Source organism: Vibrio sp. BS-M-Sm-2, from assembly GCF_041504345.1.
In the GTDB taxonomy this organism is placed as follows: Bacteria; Pseudomonadota; Gammaproteobacteria; order Enterobacterales; family Vibrionaceae; genus Vibrio; species Vibrio satsumensis.
Map to the genome: position 1 here is coordinate 951,157 of NZ_CP167894.1, position 26,996 is coordinate 978,152.

Here is a 26,996-nt window from a genome sequence, read left to right on the forward strand (position 1 = left end):
TCCTTAAATTAAATTCTTGACGCAGCTGCGTACTGCTTCAACAAGTCCGGCACATCTAGAATCAATGCAATGTGTCCGTCACTTGTAATTGTCGCGCCTGCCATTCCTGGCGTGCCTTGCAGAAGCTTATCAAGTGGCTTGATCACGACTTCTTCTTGACCGATAAGCGTATCGACAACAAAACCAACTCGTTGGCTACCCAGCTGTACGATAACAACATGGCCGTGCCCTTTACGCAGTTCAACAATACCCGCTTTAGGAGCAAGCCAGTTTTGCAAGTAGAACAACGGAATAGACTTATCGCGAACGATGATCGTTAGCTGACCATCAACCACGTTTGTGCGGCTTAAGTCTAGGTGGAAGATCTCGTTAACCGATGCCAATGGCAATGCAAATGGGTGACCCGCAACACCGACCATCAAGGTTGGTAGAATCGCTAGGGTTAGTGGAACCTTGATGGTGATCTTGGTGCCTTGTCCCATTTCTGAATCAATATCAATAGAGCCGTTCAGTGTGTTGATCGCCGTTTTCACAACGTCCATACCTACACCACGACCAGAGATATCCGAGATCTGCTCTTTGCTTGAGAAGCCAGGAGCAAAAATCAGGTTGAAACACTCTTTATTTGATAAGCGAGACGCTGCATCTTCATCCATCAGGCCACGTTTGACCGCAATAGCACGAAGCTTATCAGGGTCCATACCGCCGCCGTCATCAACGATAGCCAGCTCAATATGATCACCTTCTTGAGAGGCAGACAAAATCACTTTACCCGTTTGTGATTTACCCGCAGCAACACGGTCGTTCGGCATTTCGATACCATGGTCGACAGAGTTTCTCACCAAGTGAATCAGGGGATCTGCAAGCGCTTCTACTAAGTTTTTATCAAGGTCCGTTTCTTCGCCACGCATTTCAAGAACGATGTCTTTCTTCAAGCTACGCGCAAGATCGCGGACAACTCGTGGGAAGCGACCAAATACTTTCTTGATCGGCTGCATACGAGTCTTCATTACCGCACCTTGTAGGTCTGCAGTAACAACATCTAAGTTAGAGACAGCTTTCGACATTTCTTCGTCGTTGCTGTTGAGGCCTAGGCTGACAAGTCGGTTACGCACCAATACCAGTTCACCCACCATGTTCATGATGGTATCCAGTGTTGATGTATCAACGCGAACTGTCGCTTCAGCTTGCTGCTTCTTAGCCGGCGCTTTAACTTCAGCTTTTGCTGGAACGCTCGGTTTCGGCTCGGCTTTAACGGCAACTGGTGCTGCTGGTTGCGGTTTAGACGTTGCTTGCGGTGCAACTGCCTTAACTTCTGCAGGCTTAGTCGCTGCATCCAGTTCTTCAATCGAAGGTCCATTGCCTGATCCGTGTAACTGGTCCAGTAACTTCTCGAACTCTTCGTCAGTCATCAGATCATCGCCTTCAGACATCGCCGAAACAGGTGCTGCAGAAGGTGCTGGCGGTGGAGGAGGCGTTGAACTCGCAGCCGTCGGGCTGTTACCCGCACCATGCAGTTCATCTAGTAACTTTTCAAATTCATCGTCAGTAATATCACCGCTGTCAGCAACTGGCTGAGGTGTAACAGGTGCTGGCGGCGGTGTTGGTACAGAAGATGCTGTTGGCGAACCACCTTTACCGTGAAGTTCATCAAGCAGGCGCTCAAACTCATCTTCAGAGATATCATCCACTGAAGAGGCACTGATGCTTGAACTTTCGACAACCGGTTCAGGGGCTGCAACGATCGGCTCAGGGATAACAGGTGTTAACGCTTCTTCTGGTGTAACTTCATCAACTGATTCTGGCTTACAGAGGCGGTGAAGTTCATCCAATAAAGCTTGGTCTGCTGGCACTAAAGGTTCCTGATCTTGCACGGCTTGAAACTGTGTATTAACAGTATCTAACGCCTGCAGCATAGTATCCATCAAACCTGATGTTACGCTGCGTTGGCCGTTTCGTAGAATGTCGAACACATTCTCGGCACCATGACAAGTATCCACCAGCTCAGTTAATGCTAGGAAACCAGCACCACCTTTTACTGTATGGAAACCACGGAAAATAGCATTTAATAGGTCTTTGTCGTCAGGATTATTCTCAAGCTCTACCAGTTGCTCTGATAGAAGTTCAAGGATCTCTCCTGCTTCAACTAAAAAGTCCTGAAGAATATCTTCGTCTAAATCGTAGCTCATACGTTACCTTTAAAATCCAAGACTGGATAACAAATCGTCGACTTCATCCTGAGATGCAACAGCGTCTTCGCGCTCTTCTGGGTTCATAATTGGACCCTCAGGCGCAATCGATGCTTTCCTCTCTGACTCTGGAGTTGGCTCTATTTGATTCGCACCGAATACCGTGAGAATCTCGACCAAACGTCCTTCTACCTCATTCACCAAGGTAATAACTTTGCTAATTATCTGCCCAGTTAAATCTTGGAAATCCTGAGCCATCAAGATTTCAGTCAATTGTCCGCGTAGTTCAGTGCTGTCGCCTTCTACTTGGACAAGCAATCCATCAATGCGGTGACATAAAGCTTTAAATTGTGCCAGCTCAATGCGGCCATGCATCAGTTCATTCCATTGAGGCCTTACTTGAAGTAAACACTCGTGTAGGTTGTCTGCAATTGGCATACAGCGATCGACAGCGTCCATCGTCTTATTTGCCGCCACTTCCGTTTTATCAATGACATACTGAAGGCGATCCCTTGCGTCAGGGATTTCGTCATTTGCGATAACGCTGATGCGCTCATCGAAATTAAATTGAGTCAAAGAATCATGGAGGTCGCGAGTCAGACTTCCTATTTCTTGAAGCATTGGATTGTCTTGAAGACTAAAATTATCTTCATAAATGCTTCTAACAAGAGAATCAGCATTCTGCTGCTCATCGTTCTCAAGCAGCTCTACTAATTTTTTTGCTTGTTCTAATGAAATCATCCTGAATTCGGCCTTACTCCGCATACTTTGTGCGCTTAGGCTATCGAGATAAACAGAGAACTTATCAGCTAATGTTTACCTAGAAATGCCTAAATTTATTGATGCTTATAAGCGATCAAAAATCTTATCAAGTTTCTCTTTCAGCGTTGCAGCAGTGAAAGGCTTCACAATGTAACCATTAACACCCGCTTGCGCTGCTTCGATGATCTGCTCACGCTTCGCTTCTGCCGTGATCATAAGCACGGGAAGGTGCTTAAGTTCTGCGTCTGCGCGAATGTGTTTAAGCAGGTCAATCCCTTGCATGCCCGGCATGTTCCAGTCAGTTACCACGAAATCAAATTCGCCTTTTTTCAGCATAGGTAACGCGGTCAAGCCATCGTCTGCTTCTTGAGTGTTGTTGAAACCTAAGTCGCGAAGTAGGTTTTTAACAATTCGGCGCATCGTTGAAAAGTCATCAACAATGAGAATTTTCATGTTTTTGTTCAAATTAGCCTCCACTGAATAGGATCAGTGTTGTTAGTCGTTCTGTGTCCAAGCACTTAACTTAGTGCGTAAACGCTGCATAGATTGGCTCAGTATTTGGCTGACACGAGATTCGCTGACACCTAACACTTCCCCAATCTCTTTTAAATTGAGTTCTTCGTCGTAATAAAGCGAAAGCACAAGGCCTTCCCTTTCCGGAAGTTGTTTTATCGAATCGATCAAAGCTTGGCGGAATGACTCATCAGCAACCCCTTGAAAAGGCGTATTATCTTGAGAGTCTTCATTCGGAGATATTACATCATCTGAGACGCCTAAATCTTCGATTCCAACCAGTCTTGAACAATTAATGTCAGTTAAAGCACTGTGATACTGCTCTAAACTGAGTCCCATGTGCTTTGCCACTTCGGCATCACTCGGGTCACGGTTGAGGATACCCTCTAACTCCGCGATTGCACTGCTGATTTCTCGATTGTTTTTATGAACCGATCTCGGTACCCAGTCCCCACGGCGAATGTCATCTAACATTGCCCCGCGAATTCGAATACCGGCATACGTCTCAAAGCTTGCGCCTTTGGTACCATCATAGTTTTGTTGCGCTTCAATCAAGCCGATCATGCCAGCTTGAATTAAGTCATCAACTAATACATTAGGCGGTAATCGCCCCAACAAGTGATGAGCGATACGTTTAACCAACACAGAATACTTCTCAAAAAAAGCCTGTTGGCTATTGTGATTAGCATGTTGGTCGTAAGTAAGCGCTTTATTCACCAAATGGTTCCTCTATAAATTCAGTACGATTCAGCAGCCTTTCCACAAAGAACTCCAAGTGCCCACTTGGTGTTTTTGGTATTGGCCAGGTCAATGCTTTATTAGCCAAAGAGCTGATTGCCAATGCCGCTGGAGAGCGAGGATACGCATCGACTACGATTTTCTGTCTCTTGACTGATTGACGTACTTTATCATCTAAAGGAATACATGCTACGAGTTCGAGGCTCACATTCAAGAAGCGCTCTGTGACCAAAGTCAACTTTGCAAATAATTCTCGGCCTTCACGGTAGCTTCTGACCATATTTGCAACAACTTTGAACCGCTGAACTTGGTGTTCTCTGCTCAAAAGCTTAATCAAAGCATATGCATCCGTGATCGAGGTAGGTTCATCACATACCACGACAACCACGTCTTGCGCCGCTCTTGAGAAGCTGATTACCATGTCCGAAATACCGGCTGCGGTATCAACTAACAAGATGTCCATCTCGTCTTCAAGCGAACCGAATGCGCGAATCAAACCTGCATGCTGTGCGTGTGAAAGTTCAGTCATGCTTTGTGTGCCCGATGTCGCAGGAATAATTTTAATTCCGTGCGGCCCTTCGACAATCGCATCCTTAAGTTCACATTCGCCTGCCAACACATGCCCAAGGTTTCGTTTAGAACGAATACCCAGCATGATATCGACGTTAGCGAGGCCTAAGTCGGCATCTAGCACCATAACTTTTTTGCCTTGGCGCGCCATGCAAATAGCCATACCTAACGTCACATTAGATTTACCAACCCCTCCCTTACCACCGGTTACAGCGATAACTTTTGTGAGTGAAGGCTTGGTTAAGCGACGGAGGCCGCTAGCTTGATCATGTATCATATTTTCATTCATATTTATCCGCCGCCTAGAGCCCTTCAGAATCGCTATTCCAGTAATGAGGTTCATTCTCTGTAGATTTTTCTAATAACTCATTCGCCTTAGCAATCATGTACTTTGGCTGAGCTATAACGATATCTTCAGGAACTCGTTGACCATTTGCAATGTAAGCAACTGGTAATGCATTTTGTATTACGACACTGATGAATTCACCTAGACTTAGGGATTCATCCAGCTTAGTCATGATGCATCCCGACAACGGGATTCTTCTAAAGTGTTCAATTGTTTCTTGCAGCACTTTGCGTTGCGCGGTTGCAGGCAACACAAGGTAGCTATTGATAACGGAACCACTCTCTTGCATCAATGTGTCTAACTGCTCAGATAGGCGAACATCTCGTTGTCCCATGCCTGCAGTATCGACCAGAATTAGGCGACGATTACGTAACTGATATATTACATCGGCCAATTCACTAGAATCTTTAGCAACTCTTACAGGACAACCCATAATTCGACCATAGATCGATAACTGCTCATGTGCACCTATACGATATGTGTCAGTTGTCACTAGTGCTACGTTATCTGCGCCATATTCCATGGCAGCACGTGCAGCTAGCTTTGCAACAGTCGTTGTTTTACCCACGCCAGTTGGGCCAAGTAGAGCCACAATACCGCCGCGTTTTAAAATATCTTTTTGTGTAACGGAGATTTGGTCAGCAACCAAGGCTAACAACGCCTTCCACGCACGTGCAGGTTTGGTATCTTCAGGAATGTAACACGCCATTTGGTCGGCAAGCTCTGCAGATACACCCATACGTTCAAGGCGTTTGATAAGCATGGCTCTAAGCGGTTCACGACGCTCAACTTCTTGCCACATTAATCCAGATACTTGATGCTCTAACAGACGACGAATTGAGGTCATCTCCTCGCGCATCGTTTCCATTTCAGTATCTGAACCTTTGGAATGCGTATTCTCACGACCACGATCATAACGGGTAGGATCCAAACGAGGTGCTGGACGCTCTACTCTGCGGTCTTCGGCAATCAATTGGGATAAACCTGTTTCACGAGCAAATGCAGAATCTAGGTTCCCGTGAGACTGTTGGTTACCGCGAGACTGCAAATTACTTTGAGTCTGATGACTATGAGGCTTATGACCCGTGCTTGATTGGCGATTGAGCAATGCAGACAATGAATCTTCATTTTCAGCACGATGTTGTGGCTCATCATCGGCGCCATGACTGTATTGCTTTAGCATATTCGCAAAGCGCTTGGTCATTGAGCGTCCACCTTCAGCATTCGACTGTAGGCTAACCTTATCATCGTCTAATTGACGTCGCCCTGCAGGAGGTGCGGGCGCGGCCATTTGCGTATATTGGCTTTGTGCAGGCTGCTGAGGTTTATTTGGTCTCTGGCTCGCTGTCGACGGGCTGGATTCACCATCAATAGCGGCAACAATTTCCACGCCACCTGCGACCTTTTTATTAGACATGATCACCGCTTCCGAACCAAGTTCTTCTTTAACTTGGAGCAAGGCCGTTCGCATATCTTTTGCAAAAAATCGTTTAATTTTCAATTCGATCGTCCGTTCTAATTAGGCGGCTTAATTACCAACAGCTTGTACTATACGTATCTGCTTTTCGTCCGGTATTTCTTGGTAAGACAAGACTCTCAAGCTTGGAATCGTGTTTTTCACGAACTTAGCCAGAGTCGAACGTAACACACCAGAGGTCAGTAGCACCGCGGGCTCACCTTTCAGCTCTTGCTCTTGTGTCGCGTGACTGAGGGATGTCTGTAAACGTTCGGCTAAACCAGGTTCAATACCAGCAGATTCTCCGCCGGATGCCTGCATGGTTTGATGCAAGATTTGTTCCAGCTCAGGAATCAAGGTTATCACTGGCAATTCCGGTTCTATACCATTGATTTCCTGAACAATTAACCGTTTCAATGAGATACGAACCGCCGCCGTAAGTATGTCAGGTTCTTGACTTTTACCAGAATACTCCGACAAAGTTTGGACTATGGTTCGAATATCACGAATTGGAATGGCTTCATTCAATAGGTTCTGTAGCACTTTTACGACTACACCCAACTGCAATTGATCCGGTACAAAACCTTCCACCAGCTTAGGTGTTGAGCGGCTGAGCATCTCAAGCAAGTTCTGAACTTCTTCGTGACCAATAAGCTGTGATGCGTTATTGGTTAGCAGTTGGCTAAGGTGTGTCGCCAGTACAGTAGAAGAATCGACAACGGTATAACCTAGAGCTTGTGCATGTTCACGCTGCTCTTCACGTATCCATACAGCTTCAAGGCCAAAGGCAGGGTCAATCGTCGGCTCACCATCGATCATACCGTAGACTTGACCTGGGTTAATCGCGAGTTCCATGTCTGGTTTTATCTCAGCCTCACCTACCGCGACACCCATCAAGGTGATTCGGTAGCTGTTTGGTGTCAGTTCTAGATTATCGCGAATGTGCACCGCTGGGATCAAGAAACCAAAATCTTGAGACAGCTTCTTACGCACACCTTTAACGCGTTCAAGCAGTTCGCCTCCTTGGTCTCTATCCACCAAAGGAATCAAACGGTAACCTACTTCTAAGCCAATAATATCAACAGGTTGAACATCATCCCAAGAAAGCTCTTTCTGAGAGCCTACTTCTCCATTCGCTTCAACGGTCGCCGGAAGGTTAGGTTCTTCCGCCTTCTTCTTGTTCTTTTTATCGATGTAATACGCCCCTGCACCCGCAACAACTGCAAGGCTCAAGAACGAGAAATGTGGCATACCTGGAACAATACCCATGATGCCAAGGATTGCAGCGGTGATCATCAAGGCTTTTGGATTGTCGAACATCTGGAAGACGAGCTGCTGCCCCATGTCTTCATCAGTGTTTTGGCGCGTTACCATCATCGCGGCTGCAATAGACAGTAATAGAGATGGAATTTGTGCAACCAGACCATCACCGATAGTCAGTAGTGTGTAGATTTCAATTGCTTCACCAAAACCAAGGTCAAACTGAGCCATACCAATGCTCAAGCCACCAATGATATTGATGAATAAGATTAAGATACCAGCGATCGCATCGCCTTTAACAAACTTAGACGCACCGTCCATCGAACCGTAGAAGTCGGCTTCTTTGGTTACTTCAAAACGTCTCAGACGAGCCTGATCTTGGTCGATCAAACCAGCGTTCAAGTCGGCATCGATTGCCATCTGTTTACCCGGTAAGGCGTCCAAAGTGAAACGCGCGCTTACTTCCGAGATACGGCCTGCACCTTTGGTTACAACCATGAAGTTAATGATCATCAGAATCAAGAACACCACTAGACCTACGGCATAGTTACCACCGATAACCACGTTACCAAAGGCTTCAATCACGTTACCAGCCGCGTCGCCACCTTCATGACCATGAAGCAAGACCACACGTGTTGAAGCAACGTTCAAGGCTAATCGAAGTAGAGTCGCAATCAGAAGTACGGTCGGGAATGCAGCAAAGTCTAAAGGTCTGCGGGTATAAACCGAAACCAATAGCACAACCATAGACAATGCAATGTTAAAGGTGAAGAACATATCCAACAAGAAAGCTGGAATTGGCAACACCACCATAGCAAGCGTTGCAAGTACCATAACAGGTGCACCAACCGCAGGCATGGCACGGTTCGGGATTTTAGGTAGCTTGTCCGCAAAAGGCAGGGAGAATTTCATAAATCTAGACAGTTTCGCTATGTTGTAGCTCTCTGAACAAGTGGATTAGATCTTAGTCAGGGCTGTTTTGCTATGGGCTTATAATGTTCAGGCTTACTACAGCAAACACTGTACCAACATCTCACGTCAAATTATCGCCATCACCTCAATAAAAGGAAGATTGGCTAGATCACTATTATCAGGGTTCATCACGCAGAGCTCAAGCAATTGATCTAATGACGTAAATCAGGTGGGATCGGCATATTAGAATCTTGCAGTTTTGGTCTCTCACCACCTCGTTTTCGGTACTGCTTAAGCTGGAAAACATATGCAAGCACCTGCGCGACAGCCGTAAACAGACCGTCAGGAATTTGTTGTTCTAGTTCAGTGGTGTGATAAAGCGCCCTCGCCAATGGCGGTGCCGGAACAATATAGATATCGTTTTCGCGTGCAATTTCTCGGATCTTCATCGCCATGTGGTCGACACCTTTGGCAACCACAATCGGCGCTTTATCTTGATTCTGCTTATAACGCAGTGCCACGGAAAAGTGCTCTGGGTTGGTCACAATCACATCCGCTTGAGGGACGTCTGCCATCATACGACGCTGAGCGGCTTCCCTTTGTAGCATACGAATTCGGCCTTTTACTTCCGGCTTACCTTCGGTATCTTTGAATTCGTCTTTAACTTCTTGTTTAGTCATTTTCAGCTGATCAGCGTGTTGCCAGATCTGAAATGGGATATCAATGGCAACCACGATCAGCAAAGAGCAACTGATTAAAAGAATGAAGTTAAGCAAGATATCCAAAGCATGAAAGATATTCTGCGGATACACATCCATACTCAGCTGCATTAAATCATGCTGAGAGGCCTGAATAAGGTAAATAGCCATGCCTGATACAAGTGCCACTTTCAAAATAGATTTCAGCAGTTCAACCCAGCTTTGTAGGCCAAACATACGCTTGATACCACTGAGTGGATTGAGCTTAGACGCCTTTGGCATTGCAGCTTGCATCGAAAAGTTAATCCCGCCAACACCTGCCGCACCAATAACAGCCGCAACAAACAAAGTTATCAAGATTAAGAACAGTGGAAACAGTAAGTTCACCAGTGCGCCACCAGCGATTTCAAGGAGCTTGTTGGTGTCAAAGATCTCGTCGCGGCTCAGAGAAAACAGACGTTGCATGGCCTCGAACAAAGCCTTCGCCATCGATTCGCCAAACCACATTAATGCAATCGCACCGACTATCAGTACCGACGCTGAAGCTAGCTCTTTTGACCTTGCAACCTGCCCTTTCTCTTTGGCCTGTTGCAAGCGTTTGGGCGTGGCGTCTTCTGTGCGTTCTTGACCGTCTGACTCTGCCATTTCAGTCTCCTAGCAATCTAACCGGATTAGACGACATATCTGTTGTTCGCCTTGCATCCAGAATAGCTCATAGTGACTATACAAGCCGCCAAGGATGTACCAACAAAGTAACAGACCCACGAGTAGCGCAAATGCAAAACCCAAAGAAAAGATATTTAACTGAGGTGCAGCACGCGTCATTACACCAAAAGAAAGGTTAATCGTTAACAGTGCGATAATGCCCGACAAGGACATCGCCAATGCCGTTTTGAACATGATACCAAGCCACAACGCGAGTTCTCGAAAATCAACCGAAGTCAAAGAGCCACTGCCAATCGGCAAAGTCTTAAAGCTGAACACCACCAACTGCAGCATTTTCAAGTGACCGTCGGTTGCCAAGAAGAACATAGTGGCAAGTAGCATGAAGAGCTGACCCAATACTGGCGTGTTCTGTCCATTTGCTGGGTCGACCATAGAAGCGAAGCCCAAGCTAGATTGCATACCAAGGATTTGACCGAGCATAACAAAGGTTTGAATCATGAACTGAGTGACAAAGCCCATCGCCACACCAATCACAATTTGCTCAAAGACGGTTAGGAAACCTTGGAAAGAGAGCAGTTCAATCTCTTTTGGAACCGCGGGAATCGCGGGCATTACGGCAAAGGTGATCGCCAAGCCTAAATACAGACGAATACGAGGCGACACAAAGCGCGCCCCTGTTACCGTCATCACCATCAGCATGGCTGAGATGCGAGTGTATGGCCAAAAATAATTGGCTAACCACTCTAGTACAAGGCTCGTCGGGTATTCCATATCGATTTAATACAGAACTTGCGGCAAGCGTTCGATGAGTTCAAAAAAGAACTCCATCATCATCTGAGTCATCCAGTGTGCAAATAGCATCAACGCCAACAAAGTCACAATCAAACGCGGCAAGAAACTCAGTGTTTGTTCGTTGATAGAGGTCGCAGCTTGGAAAACAGCGACGACTAAACCGATCAGCAGGCTCGGGATGATAATGGCGCAAACCATAATGAGTACCATCCAAAGGGCATCTCGGAACAACTCTACGAATATTTCAGGATTCATTATTCCCCCAGCTACAAGGCAAAACTGCCAGCGAGAGTGGAGAGTATCAAGTTCCAACCATCAACAAGAACAAACAGCATCAACTTAAACGGCAGCGATACAATCATTGGTGACAACATCATCATACCCATAGCCATTAATACCGATGCCACTACCAAGTCGATGATTAGGAACGGCAAGAACAACATAAAGCCTATCTGGAAAGCCGTTTTCAACTCTGACGTGATAAATGCAGGAATCAGAACCGCCATTGAAACATCTTCAGGGTTGTTCACTTCCGCACCAGAGATCTCAACAAAGGTTTCTAGATCTTTGATTCGAGTCTGTTTAAGCATAAAGGACTTAATCGGTTCTTGGGCAACATCGAATGCCTGTCGTGCCGATATCTGTTCATTGAGATAAGGCTGAACTGCTTGTTCGTTAACTTGGTTAATCACTGGCGACATGATGAAGAAGGTCAAGAATATCGCGATACCAATAATCACTTGGTTAGACGGTGTTTGTTGTAGACCCATTGCCTGACGCAAGATAGACATCACCACCACAATACGGGTGAACGAGGTCATCAAAATCACCATCGCCGGCAAGAAGCCAAGCATGGTCATTAGAGCCAAGATCTGTAGGTTTATCGAGTAGTCTTCACCACCATTAGCATTGGTTGTCATGGTAAAGGCAGGTATGCCACCACCATTGCCGGTTAAGCTACCCGTTGTCATGGTTTGCGATTTGGCTTGGTCTTGTTCCATCGTGCTGATGGTTACCGACTCTGAGCCAGCGGTATTCGCAGGAATGACGGTGCCGTCTTCAGCCTGTGCAAATACCGACATACTGAATACGAGTGAGCAGAGGAGAGTGAGCTGAACCAACAACATTTTAACCATTCGGAAAGCTCCGTTTTGGCAAACGTAAGATGAGTTCAAAAGTCCGTTACTTGTTTGCATCTTTTTTTATTAGCTGGGAAAGCTGACTTGAAAATGTACTTTTTTCCAGCATCTCCTGAGTAAGAGGTTTATCCAGCTTAGAAATTAGCTGGATAGATTGCGTGGTAATCCCGACTAAGAACTGATCATCACCAGCTTGAACAATAGCGATGCGTTCTTTAGTACCTACAGGAATTTGCCTAACAATCGCCAAGCCTTGCTGATTCGACATTGCAGGCACTTGCATTCGCTTGAGTAGCCAAGCAATAAATAAGATGAAGGCTATAACGAAAATTAGCGACCCAAAAGTGGTCGCTAAATCGAGAGATGGCGGCGTTGCAGCAAAGGCAATAGAAGGAGAAGATAACAAAGCTCCCCCGTAATTAGCCTAGCCAATCTTGGAGACAGAAAGCTCATTAACGCAGCTTCTTAATTCGTTCTGTCTGACTAATAACGTCAGTCAAACGAATACCAAACTTGTCGTTCACCACAACCACTTCACCATGAGCAATCAAGGTACCGTTTACCATCACATCCAGTGACTCACCAGCAATTCTATCTAGCTCAACAACCGAACCTTGGTTCAACTGAAGTAAATTACGGATACTGATCTGAGAGCGGCCAACTTCCATTGAGATAGTCACGGGGATATCCATGATGGTATCCAGTTTACGACGCTCATCTTCAGAAATCGGAGACGATGAATCGGTTAGCTCATCAAGTGGTGCCGCAAGCACGTCATCAACATCAATTGACGGTGCTGAAGGATCTTCACCAAGTGCCGCAGCCCACTCGTCTGCTAGCTTTTGATCTTCACTAGGTTCCATTACCAATTCCTATACTTTTATCTATTTTGCTATTCGTCATCGTCGCTATTTTCCAGCTCAGACATTAAGTCCTTGCCTAGAAAAGCGAGATCAGTTTTAACCACATGTGGTCTTTGAATTTTTTCAGAAATCTGTACTGCGAGCTTCTCACCGGAACGGCCCATTTTCACACGATACGTTGGCAGCTCTTCAACGAACATAGTCGCATGCTCAGGCATGTTCATTGGAATGACGTCACCGGGTCGCAACTCCATCAAGTCACGCAGAGAAATATCTTGCTCTAGCAAGTTCACACGGAAGTTAACCGGCACATCCATAATTTCATCACGCAGCGCGGTACTCCAACGAACATCGGTTTCCATTTTGTCTGATTGAACACCGGCATCCAGCAGCTCACGAATCGGCTCTACCATGGAGTAAGGCATCACGACGTGGAAGTCACCACCACCGCCATCCACTTCAATGTGGAATGAGCTTACAACAATCACTTCTGTTGGGCTCACAATGTTCGCCATACTTGGGTTCACTTCAGAATCCAAGTATTCAAACTCAACCCCCATCACTGGAGACCAAGCTTCTTTGTAATCTTCAAAAACAATTTTCAACAGTAACTGAATAATTCGTCTTTCGGTTGGCGTGAATTCACGGCCTTCAATCTTGGCGTGGAAACGTCCATCACCACCAAAAAAGTTCTCTACGAGAATAAAAACAAGACGAGCTTCCATGGTGATAAGCGCCGTGCCTTTCAGCGGGCGGAAACGAACCATGTTTAAACTAGTGGGTACATACAATGTGTTTTGGTACTCACCAAACTTCATCATCTGCACGCCGTTGATCGACACTTCAGCTGTTTTACGTAACATATTAAACAAGCTAATCCGCATATGACGTGCGAAACGCTCGTTAATAAGTTCAAGGGTCGGCATTCGACCACGGACGATTCGATCTTGAGATGAGAAGTCGAAATTGACTGCACTATCATTGTCGGTTTCTAAGACATCTTCTACGTCTTCAACATCATCAACGCCATGTAATAGCGCATCAATTTCGTCTTGGCTTAATAAATCGGTCACAAATTACCTATTGAATTACGAAGTCAGTGAATAACACTTTTTCAATCACAGGCTGGCCAACAGCTTGAGCCAGGCTTGCTTTAATATCTTCAGTCGCCTTATTTCGCAGTTCAACTCGCCCAGTTGGAGAGCGCAATTGATCAACCGTTGCTGAAGCGAACGTTGCTAATAAAGTACTCTCTACAAGAGGAGAGTGGTAACGAGCCAAGTCTTCATTCTTGCTGCCACGCACCATTAACTGTGCTTTTATCTGAACTAGGCGGTCTTTTTTATCACCTGTCACATTGAACAAGAAGGGCTGAGGGATATTAACATACATAACAGGCTCGGCTGCGACCACAGCAGTAGTCGGCTGAGACTGAGATTCTGAGGCACTATCATCAGAGCCTAAAAAAAAGAACAGTGCGCCACCTACGCCAAGTAGTAAAACGACTACCGCTATAATGATGATGAGAAGCTTACTCTTCCCTTTAGGTGCATCTTGTTCTTCTGCCATATTTTGCTCTAACTTCCTGTTCTTTCGATTAACTGACGGTACTTTCTATTAACTGGTTCTGTCTATTAACTAAGTGTACTTAGCCTGATATTAGGCATAATAACTAATTCCATCACGCTTTGATGCGACATTCAATTCAAGATTGCTGCCACTATCAAGGTTTTCATCACCTTGACCATCATTTGTGCGGTTAGCGCCGGATTGTTGTTCACCATTGTTGTATCTATCTTGCCCCTGGCCAGAGTTCTGTTGTTGAACTGACGAATCGGCAAGCTGCATCCCTTGTTGAGCGAGCATCTCTCTCAGACGAGGTAAGGTTTGCTCAATCACATCTCTCGCCTGCTGATTGCTCACAGTAAAGTGCACATTCGCGACGTCATTATTCATGGTCATTCGAATTTTCATCTGCCCCAATTCAGGTGGGTCGAGTCGGATGTCCAAGTTCTTAAGGTTTTTAGACATCATCATTTGGACTTTTTCAGCTACCTGCTCATTGGCTAGTTCTTTGGTGAGCTGTAAAGGAGCCTGTTGAGCAGCTTGAATTTCAGCTCGCGTAGGTGCCGAACCAACCGTTGCTGTACCTTGTGCGCCGGCCGCAGCAGCGATCTGCTGAGCAAAGGCCGAATCTTTAGAATCTTCTTTAGCACCCGCTTTTCCAAGACCAGACAGTGCAGCTGCACCGGCTCCAGTTTTAAGTAACATGTCCGTTGAGCCGGCTTTGGTCGCTGCAGGTACTGCATTCATCGCCACCCCTTGCGCAGTTAAAGCAGGGTCTAACGCAGCTTGTTGTTGAGGTGAAGCAAGGTTAGCTTGTTGAGCCGCTGCCTGTTGGGCTGCATGCACATTATTAGCGTGTAGCATTGCCGCTTTATCATTTGCAGCATGAGTGGCAGCAGCGTTACTTACCGATTGTACCGAAGCTTGTGCTGTCGCTTGCTGAGCAGCAGCCGTAACCGCCGCTGTTGATGCCACCGTAGCTAAGGCTTTGGCTTCATTTGAATCACTATTATCCCAATCAATTGCGGTGGGTTCATCAGGCGTACTGTTCACGCCTGGAGCTTGGCTTAGTAAAGCCGTTGCTTGCTGCTGAACATTGGTTAGCTGTTGATTCAATACATCTAAGTTCGAGGTTGCTCGAGCCAGTGCAGCTTGCTCATCGACCGTCAACTTAGCACCACTTTGTTGTTTTTGAAGCAAACCATCCACTACAGACTGCTCTGATTCAATCTGAGCGTTCAATTGGTTCAACGCTTTGGTATGAGCATCAACCTGTTTCGCTAGCTCAAGTTCAGCTGGTGAGAGTGCTTGGCTTTGATCGGTAGTAACCGCGCTAGCCGCATTTTTTTGGTTCAGCTCTCGACTCATACTTGCTTCAATTTGTTCTGGGGTAACGCCTTTATCCATCAGCTGTCGAATTTCATCATCTGATAACTGAGACACTCCCTTACCTCCGGTAAGCACAGCGATTTCAGAATCGACCTCAAGGCTCTTCTCTTGATTTGCTGCACTAGCTTGTTGTGTCGCATTACCCGCAATTGAAATTCCTGCAACAGAAGCACCCGCGACATTACCTTGGACTTGATCTATCTGACCTTGCTGAGGCAAGCCTTTGCCGTTTGGCGCTTGATTTAGAGCTTTGTTTGCCTCATCCAACTGACCAAGCAATTTATTGCCTTCACTCATCGCTACGCTGGCTTGCGACGCCTGCGTAGAACCATCTACAGCTGATAAATCCTGAGCTTGAGAAGCCTGTTCTTTAGAATCGTTAGTCGTAGCCTGCGCGTCTTTACCAGCCGCCTTATCTGCGACATTGTTATCAGAGACAGTGTTATCAGCGATGGTGCTATCAGTGCTTGTATTAGCTTTGAGCTGAGCCTCCGTTCCAGACACAGCCTCTGCATATGTTATATCTGTGGCTTTGTCGCCCTCTACTTCTGAAGCCACTTGTTTACTTTGTGCTTCGCTCACTTCGTCAGTCGCCTTTGATTTCGCTGAATCACTTTTCTTCGCTTCAGCTGACGCTTCACCTTCAGTAGCGGCGTGCTTTTCGTCAGATTTCGACGCGTTTTCAGTGTCTTTTACTGCGGCTTTACTGGCACTTTCTTCAAAGCCGAGCGCTTCTTTAAAAGACTCAAAGAAACCTTTAGCGTCGCCGGTCTCTTCTACCTTTGAAGAGGTAGAACCGGTGTCCAACAACGATGACGTTTTGTTGGTCGCTGAATTTGAGGAAAGACTAACATTCATATATACAAGCTCTATCTACTAGCTTTGCTGCGATGAATCATGCAACAAAAAGAAAGTCGGGTGCTTTTCATGCCTTTGGTGGACACGACGCGCAATTTTATATAAAACGGAGCAAGAAACATGCCTATAAGTTCTGTTCTCTCAACCTAAAGAGCAGTGGCTACCTTATTCATGGCTTAGGATCACATCTTCTTTCGGCTGTATAACAAAGTCGAGAACTCATCCATTTGCTTTTGTTCTCTTTGATCTTGCAGTTTTGCTTTCTCTTTCTGCTTTTTTTCCATCAACCACTCATAGGATTTACGTTTTTTGCGTAACTCCACCCAGTAGTTTTGACAGTTGTCGACTTGATTTTTAAAGTGGTGCTCCGCTTCTCTCTGTTTAGAAAGTGTTTCATCTAATTGAGTTAAGAAGCGGTTTAAGTGACCATATTGACTCGCCGTTAACCCAGCCTTGCCACGGTCGACAAGCTGCTGGCAGTAATCAAGTCGGTACTTTTCAATCTGCGCAACCTGCTCATAGTAACCTTGCAGCTCCGAGTTCGCTTTGTTGAGCGCGAGTACAGCTTGGTTCTCTTGATCTTTGGCTTGATCGAGCAAAAATTCTAATGCGTTATCCATGACTAACCTTATTCACTCGTTAGCCACCCAATACATGCTTTAACATGTTGACACACATGTCGTATGGGACAGTTTCTTTCATCTTCTGCTGCAAGTATTCATCCAGTTTTGGCTTCAAAGTGAAGGCACTATCAATTGCAGGATCAGTTCCTGGCTTGTAAGCACCAATCGAAACCAAATCTTGGTTTTTGCGACAAATAGACAGCACTTGCCTTACCGCTTTCGACATCAAAACATGTTCTTCAGTGGTAATTTGCGGCATAACACGACTGACAGATTTCTCGACATCGATCGCAGGGTAATGACCCGCATCCGCCATCTCACGCGACAACACAACGTGTCCATCAAGGATCGCTCGCGACGCATCAGCAATGGGGTCTTGTAAGTCATCGCCTTCGGTTAACACGGTAAAGAAAGCCGTAATCGAACCTTGTTCATCATTGCCGTTACCCGCACGTTCCACCAGCGCTGGAAGCTTGGCGAATACTGATGGCGGATAACCTTTAGTTGCTGGCGGCTCACCAACAGACAGAGCAATTTCACGCTGAGCCTGAGCAAAACGGGTCAATGAGTCCATCAACAACAAAACATCTAAACCTTGGTCGCGGAAATACTCGGCTACAGCCAACGCAGTTTGACAACCTTTTAATCGCATCAGTGGCGATGAGTCAGCAGGAGCCGCGACCACCACCGACCGCTTACGACCATCTTCACCAAGAATCTCTTCAATAAATTCTTTAACTTCTCGTCCACGCTCACCAATTAGACCTACAACCACTACCTGCGCGGTTGTGCCTCGAGTCATCATACCAAGCGTAACCGACTTACCGACACCAGAACCAGCGAACAGACCGATACGCTGTCCTTTACCTACGGTAAGTAGGCCATTAATCGCCTTTAAACCCACATCGAGTGGTTCAGAAATCGGTTTACGAGCTAAAGGGTTGATTGGCTCAGCATTAAATGAAGCGCGTTGCTCAGTATAGATTGGACCTAGCCCGTCGAGTGGATTGCCTACGCCGTCGATCACTCGACCAAGCAGCTCCATACCTACAGGGATGCCACTTTCAGTGGTCATCGGTGTCACACGAGCGCCAGGTAAGATCCCAGTGATTTGCTCACTCGGCATCAAAAATAGGTTATCGCCTGAAAAGCCGACGACTTCGGCTTCCATCTGACCAGACATAGTTTCAACTAGACACAGGCTGCCGATCGGAGCTTTACAGCCAGTAGCTTCAAGCGTTAAGCCAACAACGCGGACTAACTTACCTGATGCAATTGGTCGCGATTTTAGCCCTTCGACTTTGTATTGGCTAAGACGATTCGCTAACTCAAGCATTACTCATGACCCTGGTGACGGTTTGCACCACAGAAGTTCTGAATGACGTTTTTCACGCGATCTTCCATGCGGTAGTTAACGCTTGATTCACCCGCTTCGATTTGTACATCACCACGATTAAGTGCAGGCTCCGCAACTAGCGTCCAATTACGGCAATCCAATTCTGTTTCGCCATACGCAGAGCGAATGATCGCCACATCTTCCGGGTTAAGCTTCAAGGTAATCGCATGACCAGAAATTGGCAGGGACTCTACCGACTCTTTCACGGTATCTAATATGATTTGTGGATTGGTTTGTACTTCAACATGAACCACTTCTTTGACCATGGTCAGTACCATGTCTACCAGCTGCTTCTCAACCTGAGCATTCATCAGCTCTAATGGCTGAGCAAACTGGTTGGCAAGCCCCATAAAGATGGCAACTTGTTGCTGAATGTACTCTTGGCCAGCAGCCACGCCTTCAAGCTTACCGGCTTGATTACCTTCTTCGTGGCCAGCGGCAAACCCTTCTTCTTTGCCTTTTTCGTAACCTTGTTTAAAACCAGCCTCTTGCCCTTGATGAAGGCCTTCCTGATAAGCACCTTGTTTGATCAGTTCGATCTGCTCTTCAGTTAGAACCAACTCTTCATCTTCAATGGCCTCTTCAACTGTCGGCATCCAACCAGGGTCGTAGTTAAACGCCGTTTCTTTGGCTTGTTTATTCACATCAGAGGTATAGTCAGGTAGCCCCCATTTCTGAGGTTGGGCAACCGTATTATCTTCTTCAGGGCGAAGGAAGCCGCGTTTTCTATCACCTGACATATCAGTACCTATCTATGAGTACGTCCAACTGCATTGTCAATTCAAGCAGTTAAACAGAGTTAATCTGTGGTTCGAAATTGGATAAAGAAAAGCCCCAACAGTGTGGGGCTTTTGAGGTTTCTGTATTAAAGGAACTCGTCGGCGCCACCAGACAGCATAATCTCACCACTGTCTGCCATCTTCCTCGCAATACCCAATATCTCTTTCTGAGCCGCTTCCACGTCAGAGACTTTCACTGGCGGCATCGCCTCAATATCGTCTCTCATCATATCGGAAGCACGTTTAGACATGTTCTTGAAGATCTTCTCACGTAGACCATCATCAGCACCTTTAAGTGCTTTCTGTAGAATGTCTTGTGGAACATCACGTAGCAGTCGCTGAACACCTTGGTCATCCACTTCAATAAGGTTTTCAAAGACAAACATAAGATCTTGAATCTGAGTTGCCATGTCTTCGTCTTGATCTCGAATTTGATCCATCAAGACACCTTCTACGTTGTTGTCCATGTAGTTCATGATCTCAGCCGCGGCTTTCAGGCCACCAATTTTGGCAGCTTGAGCACCAGCTTGACCCGCAAACTGTTTCTCCATGATCTCGTTCAACTCAGCAAGCGCCGAAGGTTGAACTTCTTCAAGGTTGGCAATACGCATCATTAGATCCAGACGAACACGCTCTGGGAATTGAGACAGAATCTCAGCCGATTGATCAGCATCGAGGTACGACAAAACAATAGTTTGAATTTGAGGGTGCTCATTGATGATGATGCTCGCCACTTGACGAGGATCCATCCACTTAAGCGAATCCAAACCTTTCGAGCCTGTACCGAGAAGGATTTGGTCAACAAGGTTATTCGCCTTGTCTTCACCCAGAGCAGCCACCAACGCGTTACGCATGAAGTCTTCACTACCCATACCAATGTTGGTGTACTTCTGAATATCATCTAAAAAAGCACGGTGCACTGCGCCTACTTTCTCTTGAGATAGATCCGTAGCTCGTGCCATCGCACTACCCACACGCTGAACCTGCTTTGGTTCTAGGTGACGAATAATACCAGCAGCGTCTTCTTCATTTAAACTGAGTAACAAGATCGCAGCGCGCTCATCGCCTGAGATAGAGTCGATATCCACGCTAGAGACATCAAGCACTTCACCGCCTTCAGTTTGTTGTGGAACTATTTCGTTAGCCATCTACCATCCAATTCTTAACTACTTGAGCTGCTAGCTCCGGTTCATTCGCTACAAGTGCACGTACTGCTTTCAGCACATCCTCGTCTTTATGAAGGTTTGGCAAGTCAATGCTTGAACCAAATTCAAACAGCTCACCACCTTCAATATCACCACCAATTAAGCTGGTTTCGCCGTCGACACCAATTGGCATGCCATCAGGGCCGTACATTTGATCATCATTATCAGCTGCTGGGTTAAGCAGTTTCTTCATTGCAGGGCGAACAAGTACCAATACCACCACAATAATAACTAAGGCACTCGCGAACCAACGCACCCAATCATTAAAGTTTGGATGCTCCCAGATAGGCACATCTGCCACAACATCTGTCACTTGTGGTGCGAACTGCATACTTAACACGTTGAGTAAATCACCACGGCTTTCATCAAAACCGACAGTACCAATCAATACCTGACGAATCGCATTGATTTCGCTCGCAGGGATTGGAGTATGAACTACTTCGCCCGTATCTGGGTTCAATGATTGACGGTCTTTGATCGCTACCGATACCGTCTGGCGGTTAACCGTGCCACTCTGTTTACGTTCATGGCTGATGGTTGTATCTAACTCAAAGTTTCGAGTTGCTTCTTTATGAACCGAGCCTTGCCCCGTCATCGAGCCGTCTTTCATCTGAGCAACATCTTGTGGGATTGAGGCATCAGCAGGTGGCTGATTACTCAAAGCACCTGGAATGCCCGCAACAGTATTTCCGTTGTTGTAATCTTCTAAGGTGTATTCACTTCGAGTCGCAGGTGTATTCGGATCAAAACGTTTTCTGGTTTGTTCCACTGCACTAAAGTCGAGCTGAATATCAACCTGAGCGGTATAGTTACCAAACCCAAGAATAGGAATCAGAATAGAGTCAATTTTTTCACGCAATGCTTGTTCTTGGTTGCGCTCTAACTCGTGTTCTTTACGACGCGCTGCAGACATAGGGTCTTGAGAGCCTGAGCTCAACAGTCGACCATGCTGATCAGTCACCGTAATACGTGAGGTTTTCATTCCCGGAACCGCACTAGCGACCATATCCACAACAGAATCGACTTCTTGTTGCTTAAGATTGTTACCTGTTTTAAGGGTTAGGAATACGGAAGCTGAAGCTTCTTGATTGTGACGCACAAACACGCTCTGCTTTGGCAACGCCAGTAAAACCTGAGCTTTACGCACCTGTTTCATCTGTTCAATGGCTTTGGCAAGTTGTCTTTCGCGGCTTAATTTAAGGCGTTCTTGTTCTAAACGTTGTGATACACCAAAGCCCATGTCTTGCATGAGGATGTCATCACCCGCGTTTCGCTCTTGGTTCAAACCAGCTCGAACCATATTGAGCTTCAGAGAATTGTACTCACTAGCCGGTACTGAGATGGTGTTGCCTTCAAGCGTGTACTCGATCTTTTGCAGATCCAAGTAGTCAAGAACGGGAATCAACTCTTCTGTTTCGTAAGCTCCTAGTGGACGCATTTCTGGCTCTTTCACCCAGAAAAACAGCATCACGATCAGCGCTACACAGATAGAGATAGAAAGAACTAAGACGACCTGACGAAGTAAATCGAGATCACCGACAGCCATATCGAACTTCGATGAACTGCGTTCACCTAGATCGGGATTTTGCCCTTCTCCGTCTAGCTCAGAGCCTGCAATAAGTGCGTGGTCATTGCTATCGCTTACGGTTAAATCTGTTGTTTGACTATTATCTGCCACTATTTAACTACCCAACTTATACCGGCATATTCATCAGCTCTTTGTACGATTCGACCAATTTATTTCTAATTTGGATCGTCGCCTCAAAAGCCACACTAGATTTATTACGAGCAATCATCACGTCCGAAAGGGATACGCTTTGGTCGCCGCTATCAAAACGAGCTTGAAGATCACCTGAGGTCTTTTGTAATGAGTTCACATTATTGATGGCATTAGTCAGCATGTTGCCAAAATCTGCACCGACCGCTTGCCCCGTTGCTGCGGGACGCGCGCTGGCAGCTTCAACCATCATTGCCTGCATTTCGCCTTGTAAACCATCTATTCTCATCTACTACCTCAGGAGTCAAAATTATGACCATCTATTTAGCTATATTATTGACAGAGCAATTAGCGTGCCACACATTAAATTGACTAGATATCGTAATACACTAGTCAGAAAGCTGACACTACTAATCTATCCTTAGTTTGGGATATCTATTCCAGCATCACGCATTTTCGCCAACTTGTAACGTAATGTGCGTGGGCTAATACCCAGTTTTTCCGCCATATCTTTACGTCGGCCATTACATGCGATCAGGGTTTCAAGAATGATCGCATACTCTTGATCTCTAAGCTCATTACCAAGCCCTTCACTGCTAGCAACTATTTTATTAATTGGGTTTGCTTCTGCAACTGGCTTAATTTCTGGTGCCGCAACATCACTGCCTTCAACGATTTGTTGTAGGCTGCTTGCGTCTTGCCAGTCAACACCTTCAAGAAGAATGTGCTCACCAGAGATGTTCTCTTGCTCGCTCAATATTAACGCACGCTGTACCACATTGTCTAATTCGCGAACATTGCCAGGCCACGGATAGTTGACGAGTTTGCTGATTGCTTGTGCTGACATCACTGGCACTGGCATACCAAGTTTGGTGCAATGGCGCTCAACTAAGTGCTTGGCTAAAGGCTCAATATCACCTTTACGCTCGCAAAGAGGAGGCCAAGAAATTGGGAATACATTCAGGCGATAGTACAAATCTTCACGGAAATTACCTTCTGACACATACTGTTTTAGATCTCGGTTACTGGTCGCTAATACACGGACGTCTAATTTGATGCTCTTGCGACTACCCAAGCGTTCAACTTCACGCTCTTGCAAGACGCGCAATAGTTTCGCTTGTAGGCTAAGATCCATTTCACTGATCTCATCCAACAAAATGGTACCGCCTTGAGCTTGCTCAAATTTACCTGGACAAGCTTGAATAGCACCAGTAAATGCGCCTTTATCGTAGCCAAACAGGGTTGCTTCCAACATGTTATCTGGAATCGCGGCACAGTTAATCGCAACAAATGGACCGTCTTTACGGCTCGAAGCATTGTGAATATAGCGAGACATGACCTCTTTACCAGAACCACTTGGCCCCAACACCATGACGTTAGCATCGGTTTTAGCCACCTTATCAGCCAACATCATTAGCTTGATGCTTTTCTCATCGGCAACGATGGCATCGCCATTATCTTCCGATTTTACCGGAGCATAACGGCTCACCATATTGAGCAGTACTTCAGGCGCAAATGGCTTTGCCATATAGTCTATAGCGCCCTCTTTCATTGCGGCAACGGCGTCTTCAATGTTGGCATACGCTGTCATCAACAATACTGGTAGATTTGGCCAATGCTGCTTGATATTTCTTAGCAGAGCTAAGCCGCCCATACCTGCCATCTGCACATCAGAGACAACAATATCAACGGAGTTAGATTTCAATTTTACCAGAGCATCTTCCGCACAATCCGCTTCCAGCCATTCATAGCCAGCAAGCGCGAGAGTGTCGACAAGGGCTTCGCGTAGACCTTCATCATCTTCGACGATTAACACTTTGCTTTGAGCCATAGGATTCTCCAGTGTAAATTCAGTTAAAACTTATTAGTCTTCAGAAGAAGCGCTTCTTTCCAGCGGTAGGCACATAGTAAAGCATGCGCCGTCACCCTCTTCTGATATCAATTCCAGTCGGCCTTCATGTGCTCGACAGACCATTTGTACAACGGCTAAACCTAGACCTGTACCTTGCGAACGAGTGGTAAAGAAGGGTTCCATAATTTTACCTTGAAGCTCTTTCGGTACGCCGGGGCCACTGTCTTGCACTGATATTTTAAGCTCGCCGTTTACAGGCCTAAAGAACACATCAATCTGCGATTCCTTGCCAGCAATTTGAACCGCGTTCAAAACCAGATTACTTAACGCTGATGCGATGGCGTTGGCGTTGCCAAACATTTGAGTCTGTTCGCCTTCAACTTCCTGACAATAATCAATCTGGTTGGATTTCAGTGCCGCTTCCACCATCGGGTGAAATTCTGTTATCAATTCAGCGACAGTAAATGGCTTAACCACCTTGTTGTCGCCACCTTTGGCAAACAACAGCATGTCGTTCACTTGTTTCTCTAAGTCATGCAATCTATCCATAAGCTTAGATTGAAAACGTGTCTTTGTTGCCGGTGGCAGGTTTGGCGCGGCAAGGTTGGATGCATACAACATTGCACTAGAAAGCGGTGTACGAACCTGATGGGCAAGCGAAGCTACCATTCTGCCTAATGACGACAAACGTTGAAGATCACTCACGCGAGACTGCAGAAGACGAGTTTCTGTCAGATCGGTAATCAAGATAAGTTGACCCGTAGTAGAAGCTGAAATCGCCAAACGCACTTTTCGCCCGTTCTTCAATGAAATCTCATGGCCATCGTCATCTTTTGGGTCAAAGGCACTTTGAATTACTGAAAACCACTTCTCGCCTACGAGCTCAACCCCAAGGATACGATGCGCTTCTGGGTTCGCTTCTCTCACTTCGCCATGAGTATCTAACAAGATTACCCCTGCAGGCATTACATCGAGTACTTGCTTATAGCGTTCAACCTGCTGCTCAACAGAATCTAGGTGTGATTGATTTTCTGGTTCGTTAGCTACATGCATGTCAAAAATTTGCCTCAGATACTAAAACAGCCTGAGACGTACAACACGAGTCAGGCCATTTGCTATATTTATCACATAGTTAAGCAAGCAACAACTCGACTATGGTCTATCTATTCAGTCAGCTAGAGTTACCAAATAGCTAAGAAGTGTGTGTTAGTTTTTCGTTTTCATCGAAAACTGGACACTATCGCTGCAAGTTATATTTACGCATTTTTTCAACCAGAGTGGTCCTGCGCATTCCAAGCATATCAGCAGCACGAGCAACAATACCGCCCTGTGCTTCCAAGGCTTGATTGATCATATTCACTTCCATATCTGCGAGTAGCTCTTTCAGGTTAACCCCTTCTGGCGGTAACTCTTGAGGCGCATTAGCGTTGTCGGCAAGTTCATCTTGCTGATCAAAGCTAAAATCTTCTGCGAACAAGTCGGAAAGTGCATCACGCTCTTGCTCTTCTTCAGAGACAAAGCTATTAAACTCAGGCTGGAATTCAGGAATATCACTGTATCGATATTTAGTGGGTAGATGATTCACATCAACCAAGCTATTCGGATACAGGATAACCATTCGCTCAACGAGGTTCGCTAGCTCACGAACGTTACCTGGCCAGTAGTGCTCCATCAAAGAATTGATAGCACGAGCCGTGAAGCAGATAGGCATACTGCCTTCCGCTTCCATTCGAGTCATTAGTTCTTGAAGCAACAGTGGAATATCTTCTTTACGATCTTGAAGCGCCGGCATTTCAATCGGGAATACATTCAAGCGATAATAAAGGTCTTCACGGAACGAATCATCATCGATCATATCTTCAAGGTTACGGTGGGTTGCCGCAATCACACGAACATCAGCTTGTATGGTGCTGTTACCACCTACGCGCTCAAAACATCGCTCTTGAAGCACTCGTAGCAGCTTAACTTGCATCGCCATTGGCATATCGCCAATTTCATCGAGAAACAGTGTGCCACCTTCAGCCAATTCAAAACGGCCTTTACGAGCGGTAATTGCACCAGTAAACGCGCCCTTCTCATGACCAAATAATTCACTTTCGAGCAAATCAGGTGGAATCGCGCCACAGTTCACTGGTACGAAAGGCCCTGAACGACGTTTAGAGTGGTAATGAATGTTACGCGCGACGACTTCTTTGCCTGTGCCTGACTCACCAAGAATCAGCACGTTTGCTTCCGTAGAAGAGACTTGTTCAATTAAATGACGTACTTCTTGAATGCCAGCACTTTGGCCTACTAGGCTGCGAAACAGTGTGTTCTTACGTGCAGAAGACACAACTTGAACACCTTTACGGCCTAAGAAGTCTTTACAGTGTCTTAATGCATCACTTAATTGCGGGTAGTTAAGAGGAAGTTCAAGCTCACCAACATAGTTAGTCAACTCGTCAACCGGGTGATTGTTTTTGCCAATCACCAGTAAAGGGATGTGATTGGCGTGAACAAGCTTCTCACTCAGTAATGCGTTGAAGCCTTTACCTTTAATGGTACCAATAATGCAGCCGGCCCACTGTAGTGACCAGTCAACTTTACGTGCTTGTTCAGAGCTGATTACTTCGCAGCTCTCTCCTACAAACTCTAATATTGTGCTTAAATTGTGACGATCTTGAGCGTTATCGTCGACGACAAGCAGTTTTGCCAAACCTTGCATAAG

25 protein-coding genes are annotated in these 26,996 nt (G+C 46.0%); all 25 read right to left on the minus strand.

Features of this window, described 5'->3' with window-relative positions; genetic code table 11:
• Window positions 1-8 precede the first annotated feature (8 nt).
• Window positions 9-2,189 carry a chemotaxis protein CheW gene (locus AB8613_RS04215; RefSeq protein ID WP_372384546.1) on the minus strand — a complete coding sequence of 727 codons (2,181 nt, stop codon included), beginning with the start codon at window positions 2,187-2,189 and terminating at the stop codon, window positions 9-11.
• 9 nt (window positions 2,190-2,198) lie between these two features.
• Window positions 2,199-2,930: a protein phosphatase CheZ gene (locus AB8613_RS04220; RefSeq protein WP_146492316.1), complete on the minus strand. Its 732-nt coding sequence runs from the start codon at window positions 2,928-2,930 to the stop codon at window positions 2,199-2,201.
• A 105-nt stretch (window positions 2,931-3,035) separates the two neighbouring features.
• On the minus strand, window positions 3,036-3,404 hold the full coding sequence (gene cheY, locus AB8613_RS04225; protein WP_016767062.1) for a chemotaxis response regulator CheY: 369 nt from the start codon (window positions 3,402-3,404) through the stop codon (window positions 3,036-3,038).
• A gap of 42 nt (window positions 3,405-3,446) precedes the next feature.
• A complete protein-coding gene (locus AB8613_RS04230) occupies window positions 3,447-4,181 on the minus strand; it encodes an RNA polymerase sigma factor FliA (RefSeq protein ID WP_017060667.1) in 735 nt (244 codons plus the stop codon).
• Entirely contained in the window at window positions 4,174-5,061 is an 888-nt protein-coding gene (locus AB8613_RS04235; RefSeq protein ID WP_048661509.1) for a MinD/ParA family protein, read from the minus strand. Before AB8613_RS04235 ends, AB8613_RS04230 begins: the two co-directional genes overlap by 8 nt.
• 13 nt (window positions 5,062-5,074) lie before the next feature.
• Window positions 5,075-6,619: a flagellar biosynthesis protein FlhF gene (gene flhF, locus AB8613_RS04240; protein WP_372384547.1), complete on the minus strand. Its 1,545-nt coding sequence runs from the start codon at window positions 6,617-6,619 to the stop codon at window positions 5,075-5,077.
• A 27-nt stretch (window positions 6,620-6,646) separates the two neighbouring features.
• A complete protein-coding gene (gene flhA / locus AB8613_RS04245; RefSeq protein WP_285953362.1) occupies window positions 6,647-8,746 on the minus strand; it encodes a flagellar biosynthesis protein FlhA in 2,100 nt (699 codons plus the stop codon).
• A gap of 212 nt (window positions 8,747-8,958) precedes the next feature.
• On the minus strand, window positions 8,959-10,089 hold the full coding sequence (flhB, locus tag AB8613_RS04250) for a flagellar biosynthesis protein FlhB (RefSeq protein ID WP_017064116.1): 1,131 nt from the start codon (window positions 10,087-10,089) through the stop codon (window positions 8,959-8,961).
• A gap of 9 nt (window positions 10,090-10,098) precedes the next feature.
• Window positions 10,099-10,881, minus strand: coding sequence for a flagellar biosynthetic protein FliR (gene fliR / locus AB8613_RS04255; protein WP_017060672.1), 783 nt, complete (start codon window positions 10,879-10,881; stop codon window positions 10,099-10,101).
• A gap of 6 nt (window positions 10,882-10,887) precedes the next feature.
• Entirely contained in the window at window positions 10,888-11,157 is a 270-nt protein-coding gene (gene fliQ / locus AB8613_RS04260; protein ID WP_029235191.1) for a flagellar biosynthesis protein FliQ, read from the minus strand.
• An 11-nt stretch (window positions 11,158-11,168) separates the two neighbouring features.
• Window positions 11,169-12,098 carry a flagellar type III secretion system pore protein FliP gene (gene fliP / locus AB8613_RS04265; protein ID WP_285953363.1) on the minus strand — a complete coding sequence of 310 codons (930 nt, stop codon included), beginning with the start codon at window positions 12,096-12,098 and terminating at the stop codon, window positions 11,169-11,171.
• The gene (fliO, locus tag AB8613_RS04270; RefSeq protein WP_372384548.1) at window positions 12,085-12,447 is read right to left on the minus strand and encodes a flagellar biosynthetic protein FliO; all 363 of its coding nucleotides are present in this window, start codon (window positions 12,445-12,447) and stop codon (window positions 12,085-12,087) included. Before fliO ends, fliP begins: the two co-directional genes overlap by 14 nt.
• 46 nt (window positions 12,448-12,493) lie before the next feature.
• Entirely contained in the window at window positions 12,494-12,904 is a 411-nt protein-coding gene (gene fliN, locus AB8613_RS04275) for a flagellar motor switch protein FliN (RefSeq protein WP_004739851.1), read from the minus strand.
• A 29-nt stretch (window positions 12,905-12,933) separates the two neighbouring features.
• Window positions 12,934-13,977 carry a flagellar motor switch protein FliM gene (gene fliM / locus AB8613_RS04280; protein WP_060983689.1) on the minus strand — a complete coding sequence of 348 codons (1,044 nt, stop codon included), beginning with the start codon at window positions 13,975-13,977 and terminating at the stop codon, window positions 12,934-12,936.
• A gap of 7 nt (window positions 13,978-13,984) precedes the next feature.
• Window positions 13,985-14,473, minus strand: a complete 489-nt coding sequence (gene fliL / locus AB8613_RS04285; RefSeq protein ID WP_285953365.1) for a flagellar basal body-associated protein FliL — start codon at window positions 14,471-14,473, stop codon at window positions 13,985-13,987.
• Between the two features lie 90 nt (window positions 14,474-14,563).
• A complete protein-coding gene (locus tag AB8613_RS04290) occupies window positions 14,564-16,717 on the minus strand; it encodes a flagellar hook-length control protein FliK (protein ID WP_372384549.1) in 2,154 nt (717 codons plus the stop codon).
• Window positions 16,718-16,899: 182 nt separating this feature from the next.
• Complete coding sequence (gene fliJ / locus AB8613_RS04295; protein WP_372384550.1) at window positions 16,900-17,337, minus strand: flagellar export protein FliJ; 438 nt, start codon at window positions 17,335-17,337, stop codon at window positions 16,900-16,902.
• A gap of 19 nt (window positions 17,338-17,356) precedes the next feature.
• Entirely contained in the window at window positions 17,357-18,676 is a 1,320-nt protein-coding gene (fliI, locus tag AB8613_RS04300; protein WP_017060680.1) for a flagellar protein export ATPase FliI, read from the minus strand.
• Window positions 18,676-19,476, minus strand: coding sequence for a flagellar assembly protein FliH (fliH, locus tag AB8613_RS04305; RefSeq protein ID WP_372384551.1), 801 nt, complete (start codon window positions 19,474-19,476; stop codon window positions 18,676-18,678). Before fliH ends, fliI begins: the two co-directional genes overlap by 1 nt.
• Before the next feature lie 125 nt (window positions 19,477-19,601).
• Window positions 19,602-20,663 (minus strand): flagellar motor switch protein FliG, encoded by a 1,062-nt coding sequence (gene fliG / locus AB8613_RS04310; protein ID WP_060983693.1) that lies wholly within the window; start codon window positions 20,661-20,663, stop codon window positions 19,602-19,604.
• Window positions 20,656-22,398 (minus strand): flagellar basal-body MS-ring/collar protein FliF, encoded by a 1,743-nt coding sequence (gene fliF / locus AB8613_RS04315; protein WP_060983694.1) that lies wholly within the window; start codon window positions 22,396-22,398, stop codon window positions 20,656-20,658. The genes fliG and fliF overlap by 8 nt, the downstream gene beginning before the upstream one ends.
• Window positions 22,399-22,414: 16 nt before the next feature.
• Entirely contained in the window at window positions 22,415-22,726 is a 312-nt protein-coding gene (fliE, locus tag AB8613_RS04320) for a flagellar hook-basal body complex protein FliE (RefSeq protein ID WP_017060684.1), read from the minus strand.
• Window positions 22,727-22,858: 132 nt separating this feature from the next.
• A complete protein-coding gene (locus AB8613_RS04325) occupies window positions 22,859-24,268 on the minus strand; it encodes a sigma-54 dependent transcriptional regulator (protein ID WP_285953368.1) in 1,410 nt (469 codons plus the stop codon).
• A gap of 33 nt (window positions 24,269-24,301) precedes the next feature.
• Window positions 24,302-25,342, minus strand: coding sequence for a PAS domain-containing sensor histidine kinase (locus tag AB8613_RS04330; protein ID WP_146492309.1), 1,041 nt, complete (start codon window positions 25,340-25,342; stop codon window positions 24,302-24,304).
• Window positions 25,343-25,526: 184 nt separating this feature from the next.
• Window positions 25,527-26,993, minus strand: a complete 1,467-nt coding sequence (locus AB8613_RS04335; protein WP_285953370.1) for a sigma-54 dependent transcriptional regulator — start codon at window positions 26,991-26,993, stop codon at window positions 25,527-25,529.
• Window positions 26,994-26,996 lie beyond the last annotated feature (3 nt).

Bases quoted from the DNA above. Each gene is read 5' to 3' on its own strand.
- flhA (WP_285953362.1), bottom strand. From the start codon at position 8,746: ATGAAATTCTCCCTGCCTTTTGCGGACAAGCTACCTAAAATCCCGAAC.
- AB8613_RS04215 (WP_372384546.1), bottom strand. From the start codon at position 2,189: ATGAGCTACGATTTAGACGAAGATATTCTTCAGGACTTTTTAGTTGAA.
- flhB (WP_017064116.1), bottom strand. From the start codon at position 10,089: ATGGCAGAGTCAGACGGTCAAGAACGCACAGAAGACGCCACGCCCAAA.
- cheY (WP_016767062.1), bottom strand. From the start codon at position 3,404: ATGAAAATTCTCATTGTTGATGACTTTTCAACGATGCGCCGAATTGTT.
- fliE (WP_017060684.1), bottom strand. From the start codon at position 22,726: ATGAGAATAGATGGTTTACAAGGCGAAATGCAGGCAATGATGGTTGAA.
- AB8613_RS04220 (WP_146492316.1), bottom strand. From the start codon at position 2,930: ATGATTTCATTAGAACAAGCAAAAAAATTAGTAGAGCTGCTTGAGAAC.
- fliH (WP_372384551.1), bottom strand. From the start codon at position 19,476: ATGTCAGGTGATAGAAAACGCGGCTTCCTTCGCCCTGAAGAAGATAAT.
- fliP (WP_285953363.1), bottom strand. From the start codon at position 12,098: ATGCAAACAAGTAACGGACTTTTGAACTCATCTTACGTTTGCCAAAAC.
- AB8613_RS04335 (WP_285953370.1), bottom strand. From the start codon at position 26,993: ATGCAAGGTTTGGCAAAACTGCTTGTCGTCGACGATAACGCTCAAGAT.
- fliR (WP_017060672.1), bottom strand. From the start codon at position 10,881: ATGGAATACCCGACGAGCCTTGTACTAGAGTGGTTAGCCAATTATTTT.
- fliQ (WP_029235191.1), bottom strand. From the start codon at position 11,157: ATGAATCCTGAAATATTCGTAGAGTTGTTCCGAGATGCCCTTTGGATG.
- AB8613_RS04290 (WP_372384549.1), bottom strand. From the start codon at position 16,717: ATGAATGTTAGTCTTTCCTCAAATTCAGCGACCAACAAAACGTCATCG.
- AB8613_RS04235 (WP_048661509.1), bottom strand. From the start codon at position 5,061: ATGAATGAAAATATGATACATGATCAAGCTAGCGGCCTCCGTCGCTTA.
- fliL (WP_285953365.1), bottom strand. From the start codon at position 14,473: ATGGCAGAAGAACAAGATGCACCTAAAGGGAAGAGTAAGCTTCTCATC.
- fliG (WP_060983693.1), bottom strand. From the start codon at position 20,663: ATGGCTAACGAAATAGTTCCACAACAAACTGAAGGCGGTGAAGTGCTT.
- fliJ (WP_372384550.1), bottom strand. From the start codon at position 17,337: ATGGATAACGCATTAGAATTTTTGCTCGATCAAGCCAAAGATCAAGAG.
- AB8613_RS04330 (WP_146492309.1), bottom strand. From the start codon at position 25,342: ATGCATGTAGCTAACGAACCAGAAAATCAATCACACCTAGATTCTGTT.
- AB8613_RS04325 (WP_285953368.1), bottom strand. From the start codon at position 24,268: ATGGCTCAAAGCAAAGTGTTAATCGTCGAAGATGATGAAGGTCTACGC.
- fliI (WP_017060680.1), bottom strand. From the start codon at position 18,676: ATGCTTGAGTTAGCGAATCGTCTTAGCCAATACAAAGTCGAAGGGCTA.
- fliN (WP_004739851.1), bottom strand. From the start codon at position 12,904: ATGGAACCTAGTGAAGATCAAAAGCTAGCAGACGAGTGGGCTGCGGCA.